The sequence below is a fragment of the Paenibacillus sp. 05T425 genome (assembly GCF_056396205.1).
Genome location: NZ_JBFTLA010000028.1, coordinates 1 through 20,659 on the forward strand (window position 1 = coordinate 1; position 20,659 = coordinate 20,659).

A 20,659-nucleotide genomic window follows, 5' to 3' on the forward strand; every position below is an offset into this window, starting at 1 on the left:
ACAGGCAACGGTTCGCCTTCAAGTTCTACCGTTCCTCTAAACAGTCGCTGTCCGTTCAGCGCTCGACGAAAGGTTCCTTCGATTTGTACGGTGGCAGATTCGGCCTCTAAGGCATTCTCTGTGCCTAAACGGTATTTTACCCCTTCTAGCCTTATATCCACTTCACGCGGTAAGTACACCCAAATACCAGCAGTTAAAGCAGTTAGAAAGAATCCTAGTCCGAGAAGCCAAACAACCTTCTTCTTCAACAAACTTCATCCCCTTTTAGCATCTAGAGTTGATTGTTTGAATAAGGGTCTCTCATTAAATAATCAAGTTATTTGTAAAACGTTTATAATGGCGTGGAAGTTGCGTTATACTGCCCTTTAGCTTAATGAAAATGGAGCAACTGCCTGATCTCAATCTGCTCCATGTTGTATTCAACTAAAGTTCCCAGTTAGCGTAATGGCTCGGATATTGCATAAAAAGGCCTAAAGGGTCCTTTTCTTATGAAAGTTATTTTATGTCGATACCTCTACGACAATCGTATCAAGCAGTTGTCCCTTTACGTAAGGAAGTAGCCGCCAACGCCCTGTTTCAGGCAACTCCATCGAGGTGACGACGTGACGGTCAGCTCCGTTCAACTCACCGGCCAAGGCATTCGCGGAGCTTAACTTGTTTGAGGAGTAAACAACGATCATCTTGTCTGTACCTTGTTTCACCGCTTTCACCTCAAAGGGCCCGTTAAGAAGATCATCTTTTCCCCAGAAATGCCACATGTATTTTTGGGTTTTCCCGGCAATGAAGCCAGCATCGATAAAACCCACCTTTTTCTCGGCCCCGCGTATCATGTAAGCACCGGATTGAAACTTAGGCGTAATGTCCCAAGCAGGTTTAAGCATAAACAGCTCTACATTTCCGTAAGGCTTATCGTCCAACAGGACATTCAATTCCCACATCCCCTCCAACGGCAAAACGAAACGGGCCGTGTATCTTTCCAATCCCGAAAAACCGGGACTTGGCTTCGCAATAACTTCGGAAGATAACGTCTCCTTTGCGCCTGATTGGAGATGGACAGCTTGAAGCGTCAGCGTTTTTTCCAAATAGGTTTCTAAGGGCTCATCAAAATGAAAGATATATCCCGCGGTTGTACCCGCCTTCGCATACGGTTCGGGATTAACTGTGAATAGCCGACGTCCCTGATCGTAATAGGCAGTCCGTGCTGTAGGATTACCGGATATTTCGACGTGCGGTTTGATTCTGGAAGGTAACACCTCGTCTTTGAATTGAGACCAGCCGATAACAAGTGATGCTATCACCAGAGGTACACATACAGCCGATATTATAGAAAAATGGTTTCTCTGCGATTCACCCGCCCGCTGAAGCACCTTATTCTTCAAATCTGCTGTAAATTGACGACTAGCAAAAGGTGGTTCCGCCATACTTTTGACCCAAGCCGGTTTTTCCTCGCTCATGTTTTATACCTCCTCACGGGTTAGTAGTTCACTCATCCGTTTCTTGGCTCGATGCGATCTAGATTTAACGGTACCTTCTGATACTTTCAACAAATTGGCGATTTCTTTTTGCTTCAGTCCGTAATGAAAATCCAGAACCAATACCTCTCTGTATTTGCGAGGCAGCTGCATGACTGCACCCCAAACCTTGCGGTTATCTAGACGATCGAATACCACCTGTTCCGCAGCTGGAGAGGTCCCACGTTTCATAAATTTATCGGTCAGGGTCACTTTACGGACGAAGGCGCTTTGCAAATAATGCAGTGCTTTATTCCTCGTTATCGTTAGTAACCAGCTTTTAATCGAACAGTCTCCTCGAAATGCGTACAAGCTGTTATATGCTGCTAGGAAAACCTCTTGTGAGATACCGTCGGCGACATCGGAACGATTTGTCAAAAAGTAAGCGAAATTCCACACATCACTTCCGAACGAATCCATCAAATCACGAAGCACGATACTCCGATCATAACCCTTTGCCAGATGCTTTAAGTAATCCCACTGGTCTGTCAATGCCTTCACCCCAATAAATAAGACCGTAGTTTGCACCAAATGGTTCCTTATTACAAAATAAATTATATCTTTTGCTTGCTGAGACCCTTCCCTTGAAGCGGCCAAGCCGAGCCGACAACTGTTAACTAGCATCTTTGCTTACTTTTTAAGAGACCGTCACGTTATCCTGCCCTTAGCTTAATGAAAAATGGAGCAACTGCCCGATCGCAATCTGCTCCATGTTGAATTCAACTAAAGTTTCCAGTTAGCTTAAAAGAGAATAGTACGCTGGAAAGAGCAACGGAAGACTTGATAAAATCCCCACAATAGCGATCACTAAGGTATTAAACAACGATCTAAATATCCTCGTTAATGTTTCGCTTATGTCTCGGTTATAGAACCATGTCAATATAAAGGTCAGTATGAGATAACCAACAACAATTCCAACCCCAATCACTTTTGAGTTTGCACTTGGACCAATGTACTCTTCTCTAAAGCGATGTTGATATTCGAAACCGAATATCAAAACGTAAGAGCTAAAAAGAACAATTAATGTAACAACGGAGGAAGGGAGTAGTAGCAGATATTTTACCTTCGATTGTTTTAACAAGGCCAAAGAACTCATTTGACCATCCACTCCCATATGCGTTTTTTCCATTTTAACACAGTTTCATTAAGCATAACTGCCAGTTAGCTTAATGAAAATGTGCAGCTGCCCGATCGCAATCTGCTCCATGTTGTATTCAACTAAAGTTCTCCGTTAGCGTAATCCCAGGACATAATTGACTAGAAAGTCTTCATCGACCAGGAATCAGCAAAGATGTAGATCGTTGCGGAGGGAAAGAACAAGTAAAACAATCTCTTGTTAAGAATCATCTCATTTTTTTGGATTCTCAGATGTTTAAGACAAAAATCAATAACGGGGGCTTCTCCGTCTGATAACATAGTGACATCCCTGATGCTCTCCAAATCAAACTCGATTACTGTATTTTCTTCTTGGTAGACGTAATGACTGACGTTAACAAAGGTTAACTCCGCAAATTTATGGTGCCATGAATCCAAAAGGATATCTATAAAAAGATTTTGATCATCATACCGAATGCTCCTAATTTTAGAGTCATGTGTCCCGCGAGGATTTTCATTATAATCCGTTGGTAAGCTGTGATATGGTAAGCCAAATGGCATCCCTGTTAAGTCATGCAGTTTCGGACCTATCTGAGGACCATCCATGCATTCAAACCAAAAAAGCTGATAATCTGCTGCAGGATGCTGTAACGCTCCTAATCTTCTTAATAACTCAGAATGAGATTCCATCCATACTTCACGAGTTAATTTCCTCAGCTTATTATAAGACCTCTTAATTTGATTTTTTGGTATATCAGACCATGCCAGACTATAAGTAATTTCGCAAATTGTATCTATCTTACTAGCCATAAGAACTGCCCCTAATTTGAATTTTTCTTCTATATGATACCCTCCAATGCGCAAAAATTAAAGAGTTCTATCACTTTTTAACCACGTTAAACTGCCCTTTAGCTTAATGAAAAATGGAGCAGCTGCCCGATCGCAATCTGCTCCATGTGGTATTCAACTAAAGTTCCTCGTTAGTTGAATGATAGTTCGGTTTCTATCCTAAACTGAATCCATTCGATACCAGTAACTTTTGTTTTAGTGGTTAGTCCACGAAATTCCCATATTCCCGATTCCGAATTGGAAGGACCAGTAATCTGCCATTAATAAGCCAATTTCTGAGCAATTACTAGGGTTAAGAAAACGGTATGAGAAATATCCTCCTCATTTATGGATGTGCTAAAACCAACATCAAATAAAGTGGAATCCTTCCAATAACGTTCACAGGATGTAAGGGTAGCATTCGTCTCAGTAATTTCTTCAAATCTTGAGAGTAATTTCCGAGCCTTTTCCTCAGTATTCACTTTGAAAAACGCATGCCAATGAATGCTTTTATGCATTTAAATCCTCCGATAGCAATCTGCTCCATGTTGTATTCAACTAAAGTTCCCCTTTAGCTTAATCATACCTCATCGTGCATCTCCCCTTTTTGATGCTTTATTAATACGTTTTTTCAAACTGAAGCATCGTGGTAAAGGCAGATTCGATAAGTGTTTTTTTTGTGGCTAAATCCGCAAGCACTTTTTGCTGAGCTTTATTTAAATAACGTCCATCTCTTGCGACAGCGGCTATGTACTGACAAAGGCTTTCTGTCTCCTCAAAGCCCATATAATAAATAGGCTGAAGTGCAATGATAAGAAGGTTTTGGGTTATGTTGGTTCGAAACGGCGATACAGTAGCTAGCAACTTTAAATAGCCATCCGCTGCACCCTCACAGCCTTGACTGGGAATAAAACACCCCACTTTAACTGTAATTTCATCATCCGATAAATTACATATTCCGTTTTCAAGTGAAGAGAGCATCTCGTCGATTTCCTCGTGAGGTGTTTGATTGTTTGCTTTGTTGTAGATAGTTTGCCACATCGCATATTTCATTTGATTCAGTCCTTTACTCTTCTAAATGAGTTTCTAGAATATTTCACCAAATGTTGTAGCTACCCGTTACCTCAACGAACAAAGGCAACCGATCGCGTAGCCGGTTGCCTTCATGTCGTGGTGCTAACGTTCTCCGCTAGCGGAATCCCCAGGCGGCTTGCCACCGTCGTCGACCTTCGGCTGTTGCTTTCGGAGCTTGACCAGCTGCTCGTACCGTTTGCGGATTATTGGTATTGCCCCCTCGCGCAACTTTTCGAGCCTTTCAGCTGACAGACGATCGAGTTCCTCTTTCTGCTTCGAGCTGACCTTGTATACATTCGTCGTTATGATCTCACTTGTTTCATACACCGTTTTTGCTTTCTCTAGATCCTGTTTCTCCTTGTCCATGTGTCAACTCCCCCCGTTTCTCAATGGAACGGAAAACGGCATCCGTCCATCTGTAGTTCTCATTAAGCTATAGTGTCTCGTAGCTTAATAATTTAGTTTATTTAAACTATCGGTCACGGATCCATTGGATTTGGAGTATTCATCACCATATTATATAACCACCAAAATAAAAGTAAGAGGATACAACAAGATATTATTATTAGAATAACAATAACTTTACTTTTTAATTGATTCTTCATTTATTGCCTCCTCTGCATACCAAAAGTATGGTCCCTTTCTATACGAGTAATTGGAAGTGTTTGTTGCGTTAAATTGCCCGTTACTTCAATAGCGAAAGGCAGCCGATCGTATACCGGCTGCCGCGTTGTACATTAAGCTATAGTTCCCAGTTAGTTCAAGCTTTGAATTGCCTTTAGAATTTTTATGCTAAACTTTGTATCTTCATTTTTGGAACTATATTAAATTATCATCAAGTTTTTTTCTCATAAGTAAAAGGATATAGTGCTAAATCGTTTGCTGCAAGAATATCCTAATTTTTTCATAGGACCGAAACTAAATCGATGAAAATGTTGTCTATATATTACATTATGTGTCTCTATTCCAATGTACGGATGAAAGAAGGAGGCTATCCCATTGACAAATCGTTCACGATTCTGGATGAAGGTAATCATTGTAATTGAAATAATCATGTGTCTTTTAGTCATATTAAGTTATAACATAACACCTTCGGAACAGATCATTTTTGTGGGGCTTATGCCAGAATACTGGTTATTCCCTGCCCTGATTGTGTTTTTCATAATCGCTCTGATCTTTACACCAGCTATATTCAAAACTAAACGTGTACGGGTTAAAATATTATTTGCATGTATTCCAATTGTAGCAGCTGTAATGGCATATAATTTCTGTGAAATGTTTAATGAAGGTGTACTACATCCAATCACGATCAAAGAAGAAAACCTTGAACTAATTGCAACTGTAAAGTTCAATTATCCAACCATTAGATATAGTTCATTAGTTATAATGAAAAAGACTGGGCCACTGACTTATAAGATAATAAACACTCATGAATTTAAGATGGGCTATCATATCAAAAAGCAACTATTAAATAATCGTTACATGATAAAACAAGATCCACTTAGAATAGTCTTTAATGATGGCAATGAGTTTGCCATTCAATAAAGACTTAATCCAATAACTTTCGTTCTTCGATAGTTCAATCAAGCACAAAGAAATCATCAAGCGACTCTCCGCTTAATTTGAATAACATTCGATAAACACCAATCTTTTTATTCCTGAATTCAATGGGAATGTATGACACAACATAATCAAATCCATATGTAATTGAATCGTATATCTTTGTCGCATCCCATTCGTCTATAAATAAAGCTATATTCTTTAGTTGGATGTTTAATTGGTCCTTTTCAAAATCATCACCAAACACTTCGATAAATTCTTCTTGATTGTCAGTTTTATAGTTATTGAAGCAATACCAAAATCCATTGATACTTTTCTCTTCAATTTCGTTCTCTAAAGCCCATTGTCGCAACTCGGTAATCACAATACTCACATCCTTCCTACATCCAACTTTTCCCTAATCATATCAAAGAAGAACCCACCACGTAATCCTACCAGCTGGATTAATGAAAAAGAGAGCAGTTGCCGTGTGCAATCTGCTCCATCGTGCTTTGAACTAACAAAGTTCTCCGTTAGCGTAGCTTACGTATATGGTCTTGGAGTTAATTCAGATTTGTCTCTTCTCCACCATTGTGACACATGACCAAAATATATAATGTACGCCCAATCTTGTGGAAGCTCATGGTATCTTGAATCATATATTTCTGATTCAATATCATCATTCCAGTCAATTCCCCCCCACATATTATTTATTCTGCCTACAGCTTCCTCCTCATTAATACCAAACTCCTCAATCATGAAACTGACTATATCTTTGCAGTAACTCTCTGATTGTTGAGTTGTTTTAAACCGAAAAAGGTCCACCTGATCTCTCCCATCAAAACGAATAAAATTCTTACCTTATATAATTATTCTAACATGTTTCCTAGCTTCTCCAAATTTACAACTTCCAGAATAATTTTCTGTTTAACTATTAAACTATTCTGCCCGTTAGTTCAACAAAGACAGCTGATCGTGCTGACCGGCTGCCGGTTGTTGAGATATCGTTCCCCGATAATTCAATTGGTTGGAGTAATAAATTGAAAAACTCCAATTAAGACGAGTAAAGCCACGATCACTAAAATAAAAGTTATGCCGAACCTCAATTTATTTGTAGATTTAGATTGCTTACTCTGAACCTGCTTTTCTAGAAAGTCGATACGTTTTTTAAGTTCCTGAGTCTCCAGCTCCTTCTCATTCTCCATTGGGAATCCCCCCCCTTCTATCTGAGTGAACGCCTACTACAAACATACCACATATTGGAACTATCCTTCCCTTTAGCTTAATGAAAAAAGTGAGCAGGGCCGCGGCGGACTGCTCACTTTATGTTGTTGAACTATCGTTCCCAGTTAGTGTAACGTATATAGCCGAAATGTACATGAACAAGTTATTATCGGGAGTTATTATCACTTTCAAATACTCTAAATGACATACCTGTCTGCTTACTCCTTCGTTTAAAAATGATAAATAGTCGTAAATTAGGTAAGGTACCTCGTATTTAGTGCTCAACTCCTTCTACTTTAGGCATCACGATCATCTCCCCGTTGCTCAGCAACACATTTCTGTGGTCGGTATCGAACCGGATAGATCCTTCTTTTTCGGGAGCGGTATCGTATTTTTGCCATTCGCCCGTTTGCCAATTTGCGTGATCCAGTTCCGCTACCCAAAGCGTGGAAGAATTATCCGGTACCAGATGGGTCCATATGACGATTGCGGTTAGGTCATCGGATATTTTAATATCCAGAAACATCGTTTCGTAAAACGTTTCCTCAAGCAGTTCGTGCAAAACGCCATCCTCCGTTAATGCCGCAACGATAATCGGAGCCCCCAAACCGTTGTCGGAGTTCACTATGTGTCTGGGATCGAGCCTCAACACTTTCGTTATTTTATTGTTTTCATATAGAGTTTGAAAGAGCTTGCCTGAATCGACTACTGCTCCCGTTTTACCATTAAACATGAGGAAATTCGGCGATTCGGTTGCAAGAGCTTCCTGCACAAAAACATTTTGGCCTGACCAGGAGTACGGGCCGATCTCTTCCATTCTATTGCTGGTTTCAAGCTCGATCACAGCATTCTCCTTGTTATCTCGTAAATGGAGCAAAGCCAGTTTTGCTGGACTTGTTATAATGGACGTATCGGAAAACTGGTAAATTAGGGTATTTCCAGTTGGAGCAAGGACAGCTCCTCTTTTTTCGATAGCGGGATCTCCGATCTCAATGGCTTCCCCAAGCGTGTCTACGTAATAAAGCTTGCCAAAGGCTTCATAAACGGCCCCGCTGTCGATTTCACCGAGATATATCGCTTTGCTTACATCAAAGACTGAACTGTTGATTTGTTCAGAAGTGTCCGGTTCACGGGTCGGGAGAGATGGTGTTTCTTGGTGTTGTTCCAGCGAGGCAGACGTTGGGGAATCGGTATCCACATTGTGAGAATCGGTGAATGATTGATAGAAATAAAACAACAATGCCGCTCCCAGCAGCAGGGGCACCAGTAAGATCACTTTTTTCATCCAAAGTCCTCCTACATTAAAATTGCTATTTTCCCAATTTAATGTTTGCATCTCAACTTTCGAAGATCAAAAACCGGCTTAACTGCTTATTGAAACTAGCTGTGTGCTAAAATAAATATAGATCATATAAAGATTAAAGCCATACCTTCTGCAAGCCATCACGTTAATTCCCAAGTCTAAATTCACCAATTACAGTTTTGCCATCAGATTTATACAAAGGAATTGATATATAGTCCACATGTTCTATGGATTCCATATAGGCTATTGCTTCTTCAGGCGAAGACACCTGTGGATCTAGATCGGAAGATTTTACGTATCCAATAACTCCATTTTTCCCCTCAGCTTTAATTAATTCAGGTTCTTGTTCTGTTCCAGCAGGGAATGGTCCATTACTAGGTTTGTCCTTGTTCGTTAACAGCGTAATTAAGAGCATCTCCTGAGGCCTTCAGAAGGTAGTCATTCTCTGAAACTGTATTTCCGTGCTTATTTGGATAAAAATATAGAGCGATTCCTGTTACAAAAACCAGCCCCGATAAAACTACGATATAAGATTTTTTTCTATTTTCATAATTCCACACCCTTTTCTTTTGGAATCGATTTATCAAACACTCCATTATTTATACGATTCAGATATTGCATTTGTTGCATTATCCTGTCCTTTACTTCAACGAGCAACGGCAACCGATCGTGTGGCCGGCTGCCGTCATGTCGTGGTGCTATCGTCCCAACGAGTAGGCATCCAATCGTGGCTTCCGTCGTGGTTTTATCAACTATCGAACTCCCAAACAGACATTGCCTGGAGTAGGCTGCTCGTCTTCACATCGCCATGTAAATAAGAACCTCCGCCGATGATAAAATTCCCTTTATCGTTTCCATCGAGGCTTATTTCGCCTGACTTCGTCGTTTGTTCTCCATCCCAGATATAGACATTGAAACTAAGTTCATTGACCTCATGCACGCTGCTTTCATCCACGATTGCGGAATCCCAGCTAAACCCTGTAATCTCGTATCCAAGCTTCTCCCACTCCTGCAGATTCCTTATAAAATTGCTTTCGCTATAGGCATAAAACTGCTCATACGACATATCCTTGTACTGGTTATACCAATCGTTTCGTTCCTTCAGCCACTCCTCGATGTCCGATTCTGGGATCCGGGTCGTTTCGTTCGTATAATAATACTTTCCGTCCTCCAGCTTCTCGTAAGTAAAGTCCTCCTTACGGAGCCCTTTGGCTACGCCAGGCAAACTTCTCTGCAAGTCTTCCTCATAATAAAATCTCACGTTCACGAAAGAGAAAGCTTTCTCATAATCTCTGTCCTCCAGTGCATGAAGAAAGCGGACAGCGTTATAGTGATCGTAAAGATTCGTGTACGAAATGCCTTCGCCCCGATACTGATTCACGCCTAGCCAAAAAAACGGTACGAGCAGCAGCAAAGCTGCCACGCTAAGGGTCCATCTTCGCTTAATTCGTTTTAACACTCTCTTCGCAGCGAGATCGCGATTCCTAAGGGTGGGCTGATTAGGTTGGAGTAGGCTGCCCTCCACCATCTCACTGGTCATCGCCGCATGCTTCTCTCTACACGCCGGGCATTCCGTCAAGTGCTCTTCGACGAGTTCCTTGCTCTCCTCCGAACACGCCCCATCGATATAAAGCGGAAGCAAATCATACACCACGTTGCAAGGCTGTCTCATGCTTTCTCCTCCATTCCTTTTACAATTCGCTCCTTCGCCCGGTAAAACGTCATCTTCGCCCAGGATTCCGTCTTGCCGAACAAATTTGCAATGTCTTTGAACTTGAGCTCGCCGAACACCTTAAGAGTAAACACTTCCTTATAGGGCTCGGGCAGCGAATGCAGCACCTGATGGACCAACATCGCTTGCTCCCTAAGAAGTAGTGTTTGCGTCCATTCTTCGCCGTTCACACCCTCAAGCAAGTGCGTAGCAGCGGAAGCTTGCCTTTTTGCGAGCTTCTTTCGCTCGTTCAAATAAAGATTTTTGGCAATTTGGCACAGCCAGCTGTAGAGGGAGCTCTCCTCTCTGAAGCTATCGATATGGAGAAAAGCTCTATACAGCGTCTCCTGCGTTAACTCCTCCGCTATTTCCTCATTTTGCGTTAAGGACAACAAAAATCGGCGTACAGGTACAGCATATTCGTTATAAACATCCGAAAAATCGTTCAAAAGTTCTCCTCTCCCTCGCTCATGCCGAACCGCATATCTATTAGACAACGTTATTCCGAAATAGTCACAAAAACAGGAGCATGGACAATTCTTTTGTCCAACGCTCCGTGTAAGCAAGCAGCTCAAAAATCCGCTTGGGTTATATAACTAAATAGTACCATATATTTGAATTATCTTGCCCTTTAGCTTAATGAAAAAGGAGCAGCTGCCGAGTCTGAAAACTACTCCTGGATCGCTGAACTAATGTTCCCCGTTAGTTGAACGACATGACTTCAGTTTTAATCCTGTATATATATCTAAGTAGACCAGGCTGGGAGAATCGAGTAATCCATTCAGCATGAATAACATCCATATCTGCAAGCTCTAATGTGACTGTTTTATTGTTAAATACATCATTATCAATTTTGGTGATTAACTCAATAGTGGTATATGTTTCACCAGTGAATCTGTCCTCGTGTTTTTCTTTCTTATACTTGAGTATTTTAACTGTCTGATGATTAATTTTAATTGTGATGTGTTTCTTATTTTTTCTGTTAGGTCCCATTAAAGAAATTATGTTATCTGCTTATACCCGTTTACACTTTATCATAACATCCTATTGTACTACGTTAAACTGCCAGTCAGTTTAATGCCAACCAGCACCTTTATTATTGGGATATTCGAAAACATTCGGCTTAGGATGTAAGTTCTTGTCCATTTCGGTTAAGGATATAAGTTCTTGTCCTCGAGTTTGGACAAGAACTTATATCCTTAAAACAAAAAAACCGCGATTTACGCGGCTTCAAATGCATATATGTTCTTGTACTCTGACAAACATTTTCATATAAGTTGACAACGTATTGAGTTAAATGTTTTTCACTACAAAATAACTTCACTCTCCCATCACAATTGTTAAAAAATAAATTCATCACTGTTGTTAAATAAGAACGTTCCTGTAGAGTACGTTCTTATTTAACAAATATGTTCGACTGTTCACAGTTTGCGCAGATCACCGGCGATTTTAGCGGCAATCCTGGGTCCATGAAGACGGCCGTCATCGATGAAAACTTTATTTGTGATTCCTCCCGTAACCACGCCAGCTACATAGATATTCTTTATATTAGTTTCATAAGTTTCAGAATCAAATGTTGGGATCTGAGTTTCTGGATCAATACGGATACCTAAATCATTGATCATGGCAAGAGCCGGCTGATAACCGATTAACGAAAAAACAAACTCATTCTCAATTACAATCTCCCTGCCTGCGGTTGTAATCACCACCTGCTCATCTAAAATACGCGTAACTTCCGACTCGGGATAAAAGTCTATTCTGCCCTTCTCAAATAGATTACGAATATCGGTCAGCAAGGTTGGTTTAATGCCTTGCAGCACGGTAGCACCACGATGAACAAGTGTCACATCTGCACCATTGCGATACAAATCGATGACTGCTTCGATTGCTGAATTTTTACCTCCTGCCACCAATACGGACCGCCCAGCGTAGGAGTGTCCCTCGGTGTAATAATGCATGACCTTTGGAAGCTGCTCGCCTGGAACGTCCAATAATCGAGGATGATCAAAGATACCTGTGGCGATCACGATTCTCCGTGCCTCAAATATCTCTTCTTTGGCGAGGTGGTTCAACGACCGCACTAAGAAACCATCCTTCATACGCTCGATGCCAATTACTTCGCGGAAGGTTAATATGTTCATTTGCTGCCTTATTACGACCGATCTATAATACCGCATCACTTCATGGCGTGTGGGTCGATCCTCTTCAGATAGAAACGGAATATCTCCAATCTCTAATCGATCACTCGTACTGTAGAATCGCATATTTACCGGAAATGATTTGATCGAATTGACTATGGCTTGTTTCTCTAAAATCAAATAATCGATTCCCTGCTCCTGCAGTGCCAGTCCAACGGCAAGACCGCATGGTCCGCCGCCAATTACAATAACGTCTCTCATGTTAGTTGCTCCTATCTAATTAATAGCCAATAATGTAGCACGTTTTCATAATTTCAGTCAACAAATTATGTCACAAAAAATGACATCTGTTATCAAGTTTTACTTTGTTCGTGCTCCCTTCTACTCAATGATACTCGGATTCCAGTTTATTGACTTTTGTATTGGTAATTATATTTTATAGCTCTATCGAGTCATCCGATCTTTCGTTCCCTAAAGTTATAATGAATTAGATTATATTCATATATGGGAACGGGGTATTGTTATGAGTGCTATTCCGATTGGAAACACAAATCCAACTGAGACCGAACTGAAAAAGACAACATCGTCTAGGCTGCGACAGGCCATTTACCAATCGGTATGGAGATGGCATTTTTATGCAGGAATCATTTTCGCGCCATTTTTAATCATTTTAGCTTTCAGCGGATCTGTCTATCTATTTAAACCGCAAATTGAAGGTTTTTTGTACAAGGATATGCTAACCGTTCAAGAGGTCGGAGCATCGAAACTGGCGCCTGAGAGCATCATTGAAAAGACCGTAAAAGCTTATCCAGGTACTTCCATATACTCTGTAACGATAGGCGATACTCCTAAATCAAGTTACCAGTTATCGGCTAGTCGCAACGGTACAGCTACGACTATGTATGTGGATCCCTATAGCGGTCACGTTCTAGGCATGATGAACAGCGATAAGACTTTCACCGCTTTCTTCAAGAAGATGCATAGCGAGCTCGTCGTTGGTGGAACAATTGCCAATCGGCTCGTAGAGCTTGCTGCATGTTGGGCAATCATTTTATTGTTAACGGGTCTATACCTTTGGTGGCCTCGCCACAAAGCTTCTATATGGGGGACTATTCTTCCCAGACTAAGTAAGCCGGGAAGCCGCCTGTTTTGGCGTGATCTTCATGCCGTTCCTGCATTTTGGATATCGATTGTACTGCTCGTGATTATTGCGGGAGGATTGCCCTGGTCAGGGATCATGGGTGGTCAAATCGATAAACTGGCAAACTCGACAAACACGAATACGCCTCCCTTCGCTTATAGCTTCAGCGCTAAACCGGAATCGGTTACCGTTGCTAAAGACATTGCTGAGGATATTCCATGGGCAGCCGAAAGCATACCCGTTCCAGCCTCTATGGCGGGCAGCTATGTCCCGCTAAGTATTAATGAAGTTGAACAAATCGCAACGCGCGAAAACATTCATAAGCCTTACACGATAAGTGTGCCCGCTGGACAAACGGGCGTATATACTATTTCCACATCCCAGCCGAATCCGTATTACAATGCAACCTTGCACATCGATCAGTACAGTGGTGCAAAATTAACGGATGTGCGCTTTGCCGACTATGGGATCATGGCCAAAGCCATATCTTACGGAATAGCGTTCCATGAAGGCACGTTATTCGGACTGGCAAATCAATTAATCGGTTTAGTTGCTTGCTTAGGATTAATTCTAGTAGCACTTAGTTCTTACGTAATGTGGCGTAAGCGCAGACCAGAAGGAAAGTTAGGAGCACCAGCTAAGCCAAAAAGTAATAAAGTAACGATTGGTGTCCTCATTATTATGCTTATATGCGGTGCCGTAATGCCGTTAGTTGGCCTGTCTATCCTTTTCGTACTCATTCTCGATCTATTCATCCTCCGCAGAATAAAGTCGCTTCGGCACTGGTTCTCGGTCTAACGATAGGAGAACAAACTTATGAATATGAACCTACATCGTCTGGTTAAATGGTTATGGCTGCTAATGCTCATCCTTCTGTTCTGCGGATGCACGGTCAAAACTACTGCAACGGATGAGAGCGGTCTCCCCCCTCATCTTACTGTTGATCTGCATGTGCCTGATGAATGGATACTTGGAAAACCAAGCTTATTTTCTGTAGAGGTTACCAAGAGCAGCAAGCCGGTTCAGAATGCGGAGAAAGCCGAGTTTGTCATTTGGCTAGAAGGCAATAAGGAGTCTGCTATTACGATTGCAGCGAAAGAAGAGTCCCCCGGCGTGTATAGCGTTACCCATACTTTAAACGAAGAAGGGCTATATGTTGTTCAATCTCGTATCAACTCTGCTAACGAACAAGTCATGCCTGCCAAGCGTTTTGCTATTGGCGCTCATGCCATAGAGCAGCTTGCAGTGCTGGAAGAAGCACAACGATCCGGAACCCCTGCTGCCCCCGCAGTCGGTCATCATTAATGGACAGACAAATAGATCCCTCGGCCTTGGTGGCCGAGGGATCTATTTTTTATCTTTTAGAACCCGTTGAGCTTTCCTGTTAATCCAAACCACTCAGCGAAAGCAGCCTGGAGGCCGTTTGCGCCTAGCTGTTCGCGAATATCAGGGCCTGAGCCTTCAAGCTCTATCTTTCCGCCTCTTAGCAAAGCAATTCGATCAGCAAGTGCTTCGGCAACCTGAAGCTGATGGGTAGAGAATAGAACAGTCTGACCATTCGCCGATAGGTCCTTCACCATCCGTACAAATGTTTCTATCCAATAGGGATCTAAACCGTTTGTCGGTTCATCCATTAAGACGATCGGGGGTCGAGCCAGCAAAGCTTGTGCGAACAATACACGCTGCCGCATCCCTTTGGAGAAGGAAGAAACGGACTTCTTCCCCGTATCCTCCAGTCCGACCTCCTTGATGACCTCCCCTACTCTAGACTTGGGAATACCACGAAGCGCTGCCCAGAAAGCAAGTGTCTCGTATACGGTCAAGCCTTGGCCAAAACGAAAGTCATCTGGCATATAACCGATCATGTTTGCGTATTTCTTTCGGTTATCCTTCCAGCGTACTCCGCCTACGGTAATACTACCGTTGTCAGGCTGAGCTATGCCGGCAATCATCCTTAGAATGGTACTCTTGCCTGCTCCGTTACCTCCGCAAAGGGCTAAGATCTGTCCTTGATTAACATGCAAGTGCAGATTTTCGATTACAACTTGCTTTTTCAATACTTTTTTCACGTCTTCAAGTTTCACGATAGGTTCAGGCACGCGAACGTCTCCTCTCCCATATGAATTGTGAAATACCGATCACGCACCCAATCCATAATACGGCCACTCCTAGGAAGCCAAGAGTGCCAGAAGGCTGTTTGACCCATTTGATCCAGTCGTAATATTCAGGCCCAAGAATAGAGCCTCCGCCTAATTTGATGACTGTAAATAAACGCGATAGCTCAGCTGGATTCAGAAAAGTAAGGAACGTCACTGCCGGTTCAATGAACATGTACGGCATAAAGCCCAAAGCGGCAATTAGTAACGGCGGCCAACCGATGATGGCGAAAAACCATATCGCAACGCCGATCGTTAAAGCTTGCCAACGATTTTTGGCCAGTGTGCCTACCAGTAAAGAAATGGCGAGAAATAGAAAAGCAACACTAATTGAAAAGACAAGCAACAGTAAATAAGTTTTAGAATCAAAACCTGACCCTGCAACAAAACCAAGTAAGCCAGCAATGCCAAAACCGAATAAAACGATAACAAGAAGAACGACCGCGAGCCCCGCGTATTTACCAACAATAAAAGACCAGGTGCTCAGCGGATATACAGATAATAGCTCCCAACTGCCTTCTTCCTTCTCTGCCGTTAACGAGAATGAACCCAATAAAAGTGACATCAAAGGCAATAAATATAGAATCAAATTAAGTATCGTTCCGGTAATCCCTGAGTAGCCCTGCACATAACCTTGTGCATTAATGAGCAGCAAACACAGCATAAACAGAGCAAACAGTCCCATGAAGGAATATGCCCATGGATTTCGAAATCCAAGCTTCACTTCTCTAATCGCAATATGCACCGTCTGAATCACGAGTGTGATCCTTCAGCTTCATTATCCATCTCCATGTGTTCCTTTGTTTCATCCAAGTGCTCTCTTTCGTTATGCATCTCCATGTTTTCCATGTCCATCATCTCACGATTTACTTCCCATGAATGATTGGCCAGTTCGGTAGAACTCATCAATTTTCCCATTCCTTGTTCGGCAATATAAGCTTGGGCAGTTGCTTCATCTTCGAAAGCAATGACTCCGTATGCCATCGGTGTGACGTATGAAGGATCGTATGCGTAATAGGCTTTATCATACTTGATCCAATCACCGGTATTGTGATCTCGGACAAACTCAGCCCCGACCGTCTCCGTACCGTTATTGACCTTCCACTCGTTCATACAGCCAATATCATCGAATTTCAACGATTGTCCGTCTTTTGTAATAATTTGTGTGGCATAGGGATCATCTTTAACAGACATATTGCATATGACGCATTTATCCGTTTCTTCGTTGATCGCTTGCGGTTTGTATTCCTTGGTACCGCATGCACTTACTAGCAATAAGCCAACAATCATCAAGAAAAATACGCTAATCTTTTTTGCATTCATTTTCTTCTTACCCCCAGGTATATGAAATATATAGCTAAACATAGCAATATGGCTCCAATCCAAGCCGTATGCACAAGAGTAAGTGACGGCGCAATAAAGCGTAGCTCTTGAGATGGCTCCATTAACGGGGATTCGTCCGTAGTCCAAACTTTGCTTTCCGACTGATAAAGACTCTCTAGAAACACCATTCCAGGGGATTGGAAGAAGAGTTGAAAGCCCGGTCGTGCTTTAATTAGACTTTGGAAAAAGGGATTGATCGCATATTTAATATCGCTATTACCGTCTCCATCTGCATCAATTCCTTGAAATGAATCCCAATAGTTTCCTGCCACAACATTGTCCACACTATTTTTGGCTTCGGCATTTGCAACATTGCCTACGAATTGATTGCCAGTCAAATCGTTCTTATCGGCTTCAAGCATTTGAATACCAATGAAATTACCTATTACGGAATTGCCCTCAATCTTGTTTTGAGTGGATTGTTCCACGTATAAGCCAACCCGGTTTCCTTCAACATGATTGTTTCTAATAACCGTTTGATGAGCGTCGAACAAAAGGATGCCTTGCGAATTCACATTCTCGTTTTGTTTGGTAAATTGATTGTCAGTCACTTCGACATCGCGAACGGCCATAATCATTGCTCCGGTAATGTTCAACATACCGATATTATTGCGAATGATCGTCCCTTTGGTATACATGCAATGGACTCCATAACGCAGAAGTTCAAATGTATTAGATTCTATAACATTCTCATCGCTATTCTCCATATAAATACCATCGTGCATCGCCGTAATGGAATTTCCAATAAAACGATTGCCGTTCGATTCATACAAATCAATGCCATTACCTTTATCGGAGAGCTTAACCGGTCGATCTGCAATCCTCCCGATCCACACGATGCTGGTGTTTCGTACCTCTCCGTTGTTAGCCTTTCTCATCTTAATGCCGAATGAGCCGGTACGAATTTGCAATTGGTCCAGCAACACTCCGTTGCCTTGAACAAGAATGGCAGACTGCTTGCTAACCGTTTCGTCAATGATCGTCAATCCAACTAAAGAAACGTTGTCAGCCGTGATTTGAACAGCGGGTTTGGAGGTTGTATTCCTAATAATCACTTCGGCTTCTGACCTATTCTCCAGCTTTAGCGATTTATCGATGATTATCGGGCCGTTATAATTTCCTACCGGTATGACAATCGTGTCACCTGTATGTGCTTCATTAATGAGCTCTTGCAAGGACTTCGTTGATCCATCGGCCTTAATGGAGCTTCCCCCCATTAAGATCGAAATTAATGCACATACCAATATAATTATTACTTTGTTCAACGTTTTCATTGCACGACTACCTGCTTCTTTTTCGTCAGATGTACATCTTCGGTATACAGATGCAGATACACGTCATAAGTCCCCGCCTTCGGAAACGTGAAGCTGCTGCTGAACTCATCTTGTCCTGCATTATTTGCCTCAAGCAACTCGGCTTTCTCGTTCACGCGAATTTCAAACGTCAAACCAGATGTCGATTTGGATAAATTTGCTCCTGGAAAGCTTGCGACTAGCTCTACTGGCTTTGCAGCCAGCGGCGCTTCGGGGTTCGTCGTCAATACGGCCTCGATTTCGGCCGGATCTATCGGTCCTGGCGGAGAATTCGAACATGCCGACATTACAGCGACAAACAAACTCAGCATGATTAGAGCTATTATCATTTTACGCATTAATTCACCTACTCTCATTTAACTTCTTTTTTATTTTAGCAAAAGCACTCTTTCTACCGAATGACTCAAAAGAGCTATACTGCACCATTTAACATACTTACTGCAAAAAATAACTCGAACGAGCCATTAATGTTCATTACGATTACCTTTTATAATGAAAGAAATACCTATATGGATAGTGAGAGGAGAAAATGAGATGTTGTTTTGGTTTATTTTAGGCGGCTTGTTTTTAGGCGGAGGCGCCTACGTTATGATACACGGAGTAAAGCTAGTACAAGAAGATAACGAACTTCAAGAGAAAATTGCAGAAGCTGTTAAACGGAAAGGACAAGAGGAATCACTTTCATGAGTCGCAATAAAATAAGTCCGTATTTAATCGCTGTAATTATTCTAATCCTAGCCTTAGCGGCATACTTGTGTTATTCCTTTCTAAACAACGATAGTAAACTGCCGATTGTGAGAGCTGCACCTGATTTCACTTTGCAAAATATTGATGGTTCCCAGTTTGTGATGAAGGAGCAACGTGGAAAGGTTATGCTAATCGAGTTTATATTCACAAGCTGCCCTGATATATGTCCGGTCACGACGTACAATATGGTGCTGCTTCAGGACGAACTAATGAAGCAAAATCTTTTCGGAAACAAGGTGCAATTCGCTGCCATTACATTTGATCCGAATAGAGACACGCCAGAAGTTCTAAGTACCTACGCTGATCGAATGGGAATCGATCAATCGGGTTGGAAACTGCTGCGAGGAGACGAAACCTATACGATCGAGAAAGCCAAGGAATTCGGTGTCGCGATTCAGAAGTTCGATGACAATCAATTTGTTCATACGGTCACCTCTCTCATGCTTGTTGATGCTGATCAGCAAATTAGAAAAGTCTTCCGTATGGGCGACGACATGGATAACTCAGTAATTTTGAAGGATATTCACACTCTTCTAAAGGAAAATGAAAAGAAATGAATCTTTAATTAGGGCTTCCCAATGAGTCATCTCGACTTTAGGGAGGCCCTTTTGTGATTTCAGTAATCCGTGAAGTGTATGTTCATGGGATCGTTACAATTAACAATACATTTAGCCACTTTGAGTCATTTTGCATCTTATTGTTAGAGGTGATAATGAGTCTTATAAACGGTTAAGGAGGTTAGAATCGATGAGGCCAGACAAAAGCGTGATTCTGATTGTCAGTTCAGAAAAACAAACGCAAAAACAATTAAAATCGTTATATCAAAATGAAGGCTATTTAACCGACATAACGCCAGACGTACGACAAACTTTACTTAAAACCCACCACAACCATTACAAGCTGATCGTGATTGACCGCTTAACGTCAAGTTACACGAATATTCAGCTTTGCATCACATTACGAAAAAAAGTGAAAACACCAATATTGTTATTCACAGACCTCGGCTCAGAGTCTCAACGTCTGGCCGCTTTCGAAGCCGGTGCTGATGACTGCATGGAAAAGCCTTTGTTTTACGAAGAGCTTCTTTGTCGATCTAAAGCAATTATTAAGCGCTCATCCAAACAAGACGAACTACTAAAGAATCGTAATGCTAACATTCCGTTGCATTTAAAGAGACTGCTCATAGATCCAACTGCGCATCGTATTCTAGTTGAAGGATGCGAGGTATACTTGGCTCTCAAAGAATTTGATCTGCTCTACTATATGGTGCTGCACGAAGGTGTCGTTCATTCAAGATCACAGCTCCTCGAGGCCGTATGGAGACAAACAAAAGCGAATGATTACCGTACGATAGATACGCATATCAAAAGGCTTCGTGAGAAACTTGTACATGTATCCCCCGAAGTGGGAAATATGATCAAAACGGTTTGGGGTGTTGGTTACTTGTTTAGAGATGACAATAGTGAGCTGGATCTGGCACTTGTTTGACTGCAGCT

At 41.9% G+C, this 20,659-nt stretch carries 26 protein-coding genes; 6 read left to right on the forward strand and 20 right to left on the reverse strand.

Annotated elements, in window-relative coordinates; translation table 11 throughout:
• The 7 genes from AC1DF0_RS31150 to AC1DF0_RS31180 all read right to left on the reverse strand — a co-directional run.
• The coding region (locus tag AC1DF0_RS31150; protein WP_477577397.1) for a hypothetical protein at nt 1-248 on the reverse strand (248 nt) is incomplete at its 3' end.
• A 252-nt stretch (nt 249-500) separates the two neighbouring features.
• Nucleotides 501-1,454, reverse strand: a complete 954-nt coding sequence (locus AC1DF0_RS31155) for a DUF4871 domain-containing protein (RefSeq protein ID WP_442053471.1) — start codon at nt 1,452-1,454, stop codon at nt 501-503.
• 3 nt (nt 1,455-1,457) lie between these two features.
• A complete protein-coding gene (locus AC1DF0_RS31160) occupies nt 1,458-2,003 on the reverse strand; it encodes an RNA polymerase sigma factor (protein ID WP_477577399.1) in 546 nt (181 codons plus the stop codon).
• Nucleotides 2,004-2,768: 765 nt separating this feature from the next.
• Nucleotides 2,769-3,416 carry a hypothetical protein gene (locus AC1DF0_RS31165; protein WP_477577401.1) on the reverse strand — a complete coding sequence of 216 codons (648 nt, stop codon included), beginning with the start codon at nt 3,414-3,416 and terminating at the stop codon, nt 2,769-2,771.
• Between the two features lie 299 nt (nt 3,417-3,715).
• A complete protein-coding gene (locus AC1DF0_RS31170) occupies nt 3,716-3,952 on the reverse strand; it encodes a hypothetical protein (RefSeq protein WP_477577403.1) in 237 nt (78 codons plus the stop codon).
• A gap of 100 nt (nt 3,953-4,052) precedes the next feature.
• A complete protein-coding gene (locus AC1DF0_RS31175) occupies nt 4,053-4,487 on the reverse strand; it encodes a hypothetical protein (protein ID WP_442053451.1) in 435 nt (144 codons plus the stop codon).
• A gap of 123 nt (nt 4,488-4,610) precedes the next feature.
• A complete protein-coding gene (locus AC1DF0_RS31180; RefSeq protein WP_442053452.1) occupies nt 4,611-4,874 on the reverse strand; it encodes a hypothetical protein in 264 nt (87 codons plus the stop codon).
• A gap of 633 nt (nt 4,875-5,507) precedes the next feature.
• Between AC1DF0_RS31180 and AC1DF0_RS31185 the strand changes: the two genes are divergently transcribed.
• Complete coding sequence (locus AC1DF0_RS31185; RefSeq protein ID WP_477577406.1) at nt 5,508-6,053, forward strand: hypothetical protein; 546 nt, start codon at nt 5,508-5,510, stop codon at nt 6,051-6,053.
• A gap of 34 nt (nt 6,054-6,087) precedes the next feature.
• Here AC1DF0_RS31185 and AC1DF0_RS31190 read toward each other — a convergent pair whose 3' ends face one another.
• The 8 genes from AC1DF0_RS31190 to AC1DF0_RS31225 form a co-directional block, all read right to left on the reverse strand.
• Complete coding sequence (locus tag AC1DF0_RS31190; protein ID WP_477577408.1) at nt 6,088-6,432, reverse strand: hypothetical protein; 345 nt, start codon at nt 6,430-6,432, stop codon at nt 6,088-6,090.
• Nucleotides 6,433-6,590: 158 nt separating this feature from the next.
• The gene (locus tag AC1DF0_RS31195) at nt 6,591-6,872 is read right to left on the reverse strand and encodes a hypothetical protein (protein ID WP_477577409.1); all 282 of its coding nucleotides are present in this window, start codon (nt 6,870-6,872) and stop codon (nt 6,591-6,593) included.
• Nucleotides 6,873-7,066: 194 nt separating this feature from the next.
• Nucleotides 7,067-7,252: a hypothetical protein gene (locus AC1DF0_RS31200; RefSeq protein WP_477577411.1), complete on the reverse strand. Its 186-nt coding sequence runs from the start codon at nt 7,250-7,252 to the stop codon at nt 7,067-7,069.
• Between the two features lie 293 nt (nt 7,253-7,545).
• Nucleotides 7,546-8,556, reverse strand: coding sequence for a hypothetical protein (locus tag AC1DF0_RS31205; protein WP_477577412.1), 1,011 nt, complete (start codon nt 8,554-8,556; stop codon nt 7,546-7,548).
• Between the two features lie 163 nt (nt 8,557-8,719).
• Complete coding sequence (locus AC1DF0_RS31210; protein ID WP_442053323.1) at nt 8,720-8,989, reverse strand: hypothetical protein; 270 nt, start codon at nt 8,987-8,989, stop codon at nt 8,720-8,722.
• Nucleotides 8,990-9,322: 333 nt separating this feature from the next.
• Entirely contained in the window at nt 9,323-10,246 is a 924-nt protein-coding gene (locus tag AC1DF0_RS31215; protein WP_477577414.1) for a zf-HC2 domain-containing protein, read from the reverse strand.
• On the reverse strand, nt 10,243-10,734 hold the full coding sequence (locus tag AC1DF0_RS31220; protein WP_442053321.1) for an RNA polymerase sigma factor: 492 nt from the start codon (nt 10,732-10,734) through the stop codon (nt 10,243-10,245). Before AC1DF0_RS31220 ends, AC1DF0_RS31215 begins: the two co-directional genes overlap by 4 nt.
• A 972-nt stretch (nt 10,735-11,706) precedes the next feature.
• Nucleotides 11,707-12,684, reverse strand: coding sequence for a YpdA family putative bacillithiol disulfide reductase (locus AC1DF0_RS31225; protein WP_442053320.1), 978 nt, complete (start codon nt 12,682-12,684; stop codon nt 11,707-11,709).
• Between the two features lie 262 nt (nt 12,685-12,946).
• On the opposite strand from AC1DF0_RS31225, the gene AC1DF0_RS31230 reads away from it, so the two are divergent.
• Together AC1DF0_RS31230 and AC1DF0_RS31235 are read left to right on the forward strand one after the other, a co-directional pair.
• On the forward strand, nt 12,947-14,362 hold the full coding sequence (locus AC1DF0_RS31230) for a PepSY-associated TM helix domain-containing protein (RefSeq protein ID WP_442053319.1): 1,416 nt from the start codon (nt 12,947-12,949) through the stop codon (nt 14,360-14,362).
• 18 nt (nt 14,363-14,380) lie between these two features.
• Nucleotides 14,381-14,869, forward strand: a complete 489-nt coding sequence (locus tag AC1DF0_RS31235; protein WP_442053317.1) for a FixH family protein — start codon at nt 14,381-14,383, stop codon at nt 14,867-14,869.
• A gap of 56 nt (nt 14,870-14,925) precedes the next feature.
• On the opposite strand, the gene AC1DF0_RS31240 is transcribed toward AC1DF0_RS31235, so the two are convergent.
• The 5 genes from AC1DF0_RS31240 to AC1DF0_RS31260 are packed head-to-tail and all read right to left on the reverse strand — an operon-like array spanning nt 14,926 to nt 18,754.
• The gene (locus AC1DF0_RS31240; RefSeq protein ID WP_442053316.1) at nt 14,926-15,663 is read right to left on the reverse strand and encodes an ABC transporter ATP-binding protein; all 738 of its coding nucleotides are present in this window, start codon (nt 15,661-15,663) and stop codon (nt 14,926-14,928) included.
• The gene (locus tag AC1DF0_RS31245; RefSeq protein ID WP_442053315.1) at nt 15,656-16,477 is read right to left on the reverse strand and encodes an ABC transporter permease; all 822 of its coding nucleotides are present in this window, start codon (nt 16,475-16,477) and stop codon (nt 15,656-15,658) included. The genes AC1DF0_RS31240 and AC1DF0_RS31245 overlap by 8 nt, the downstream gene beginning before the upstream one ends.
• Nucleotides 16,474-17,043: a nitrous oxide reductase accessory protein NosL gene (locus AC1DF0_RS31250; RefSeq protein ID WP_442053314.1), complete on the reverse strand. Its 570-nt coding sequence runs from the start codon at nt 17,041-17,043 to the stop codon at nt 16,474-16,476. The genes AC1DF0_RS31245 and AC1DF0_RS31250 overlap by 4 nt, the downstream gene beginning before the upstream one ends.
• Nucleotides 17,040-18,377, reverse strand: coding sequence for a right-handed parallel beta-helix repeat-containing protein (locus tag AC1DF0_RS31255; protein WP_477577417.1), 1,338 nt, complete (start codon nt 18,375-18,377; stop codon nt 17,040-17,042). The genes AC1DF0_RS31250 and AC1DF0_RS31255 overlap by 4 nt, the downstream gene beginning before the upstream one ends.
• The gene (locus tag AC1DF0_RS31260; protein ID WP_477577419.1) at nt 18,374-18,754 is read right to left on the reverse strand and encodes a hypothetical protein; all 381 of its coding nucleotides are present in this window, start codon (nt 18,752-18,754) and stop codon (nt 18,374-18,376) included. The genes AC1DF0_RS31255 and AC1DF0_RS31260 overlap by 4 nt, the downstream gene beginning before the upstream one ends.
• Before the next feature lie 196 nt (nt 18,755-18,950).
• Here AC1DF0_RS31260 and AC1DF0_RS31265 point away from each other — a divergent pair, with 196 nt between their 5' ends.
• From AC1DF0_RS31265 to AC1DF0_RS31275, 3 genes are all read left to right on the forward strand, one after another.
• Entirely contained in the window at nt 18,951-19,103 is a 153-nt protein-coding gene (locus AC1DF0_RS31265; RefSeq protein ID WP_442053311.1) for a hypothetical protein, read from the forward strand.
• On the forward strand, nt 19,100-19,720 hold the full coding sequence (locus AC1DF0_RS31270) for an SCO family protein (RefSeq protein WP_477577421.1): 621 nt from the start codon (nt 19,100-19,102) through the stop codon (nt 19,718-19,720). Before AC1DF0_RS31265 ends, AC1DF0_RS31270 begins: the two co-directional genes overlap by 4 nt.
• Before the next feature lie 190 nt (nt 19,721-19,910).
• A complete protein-coding gene (locus AC1DF0_RS31275; RefSeq protein WP_442053309.1) occupies nt 19,911-20,651 on the forward strand; it encodes a response regulator transcription factor in 741 nt (246 codons plus the stop codon).
• The last annotated feature ends 8 nt before the right edge of the window (nt 20,652-20,659 follow it).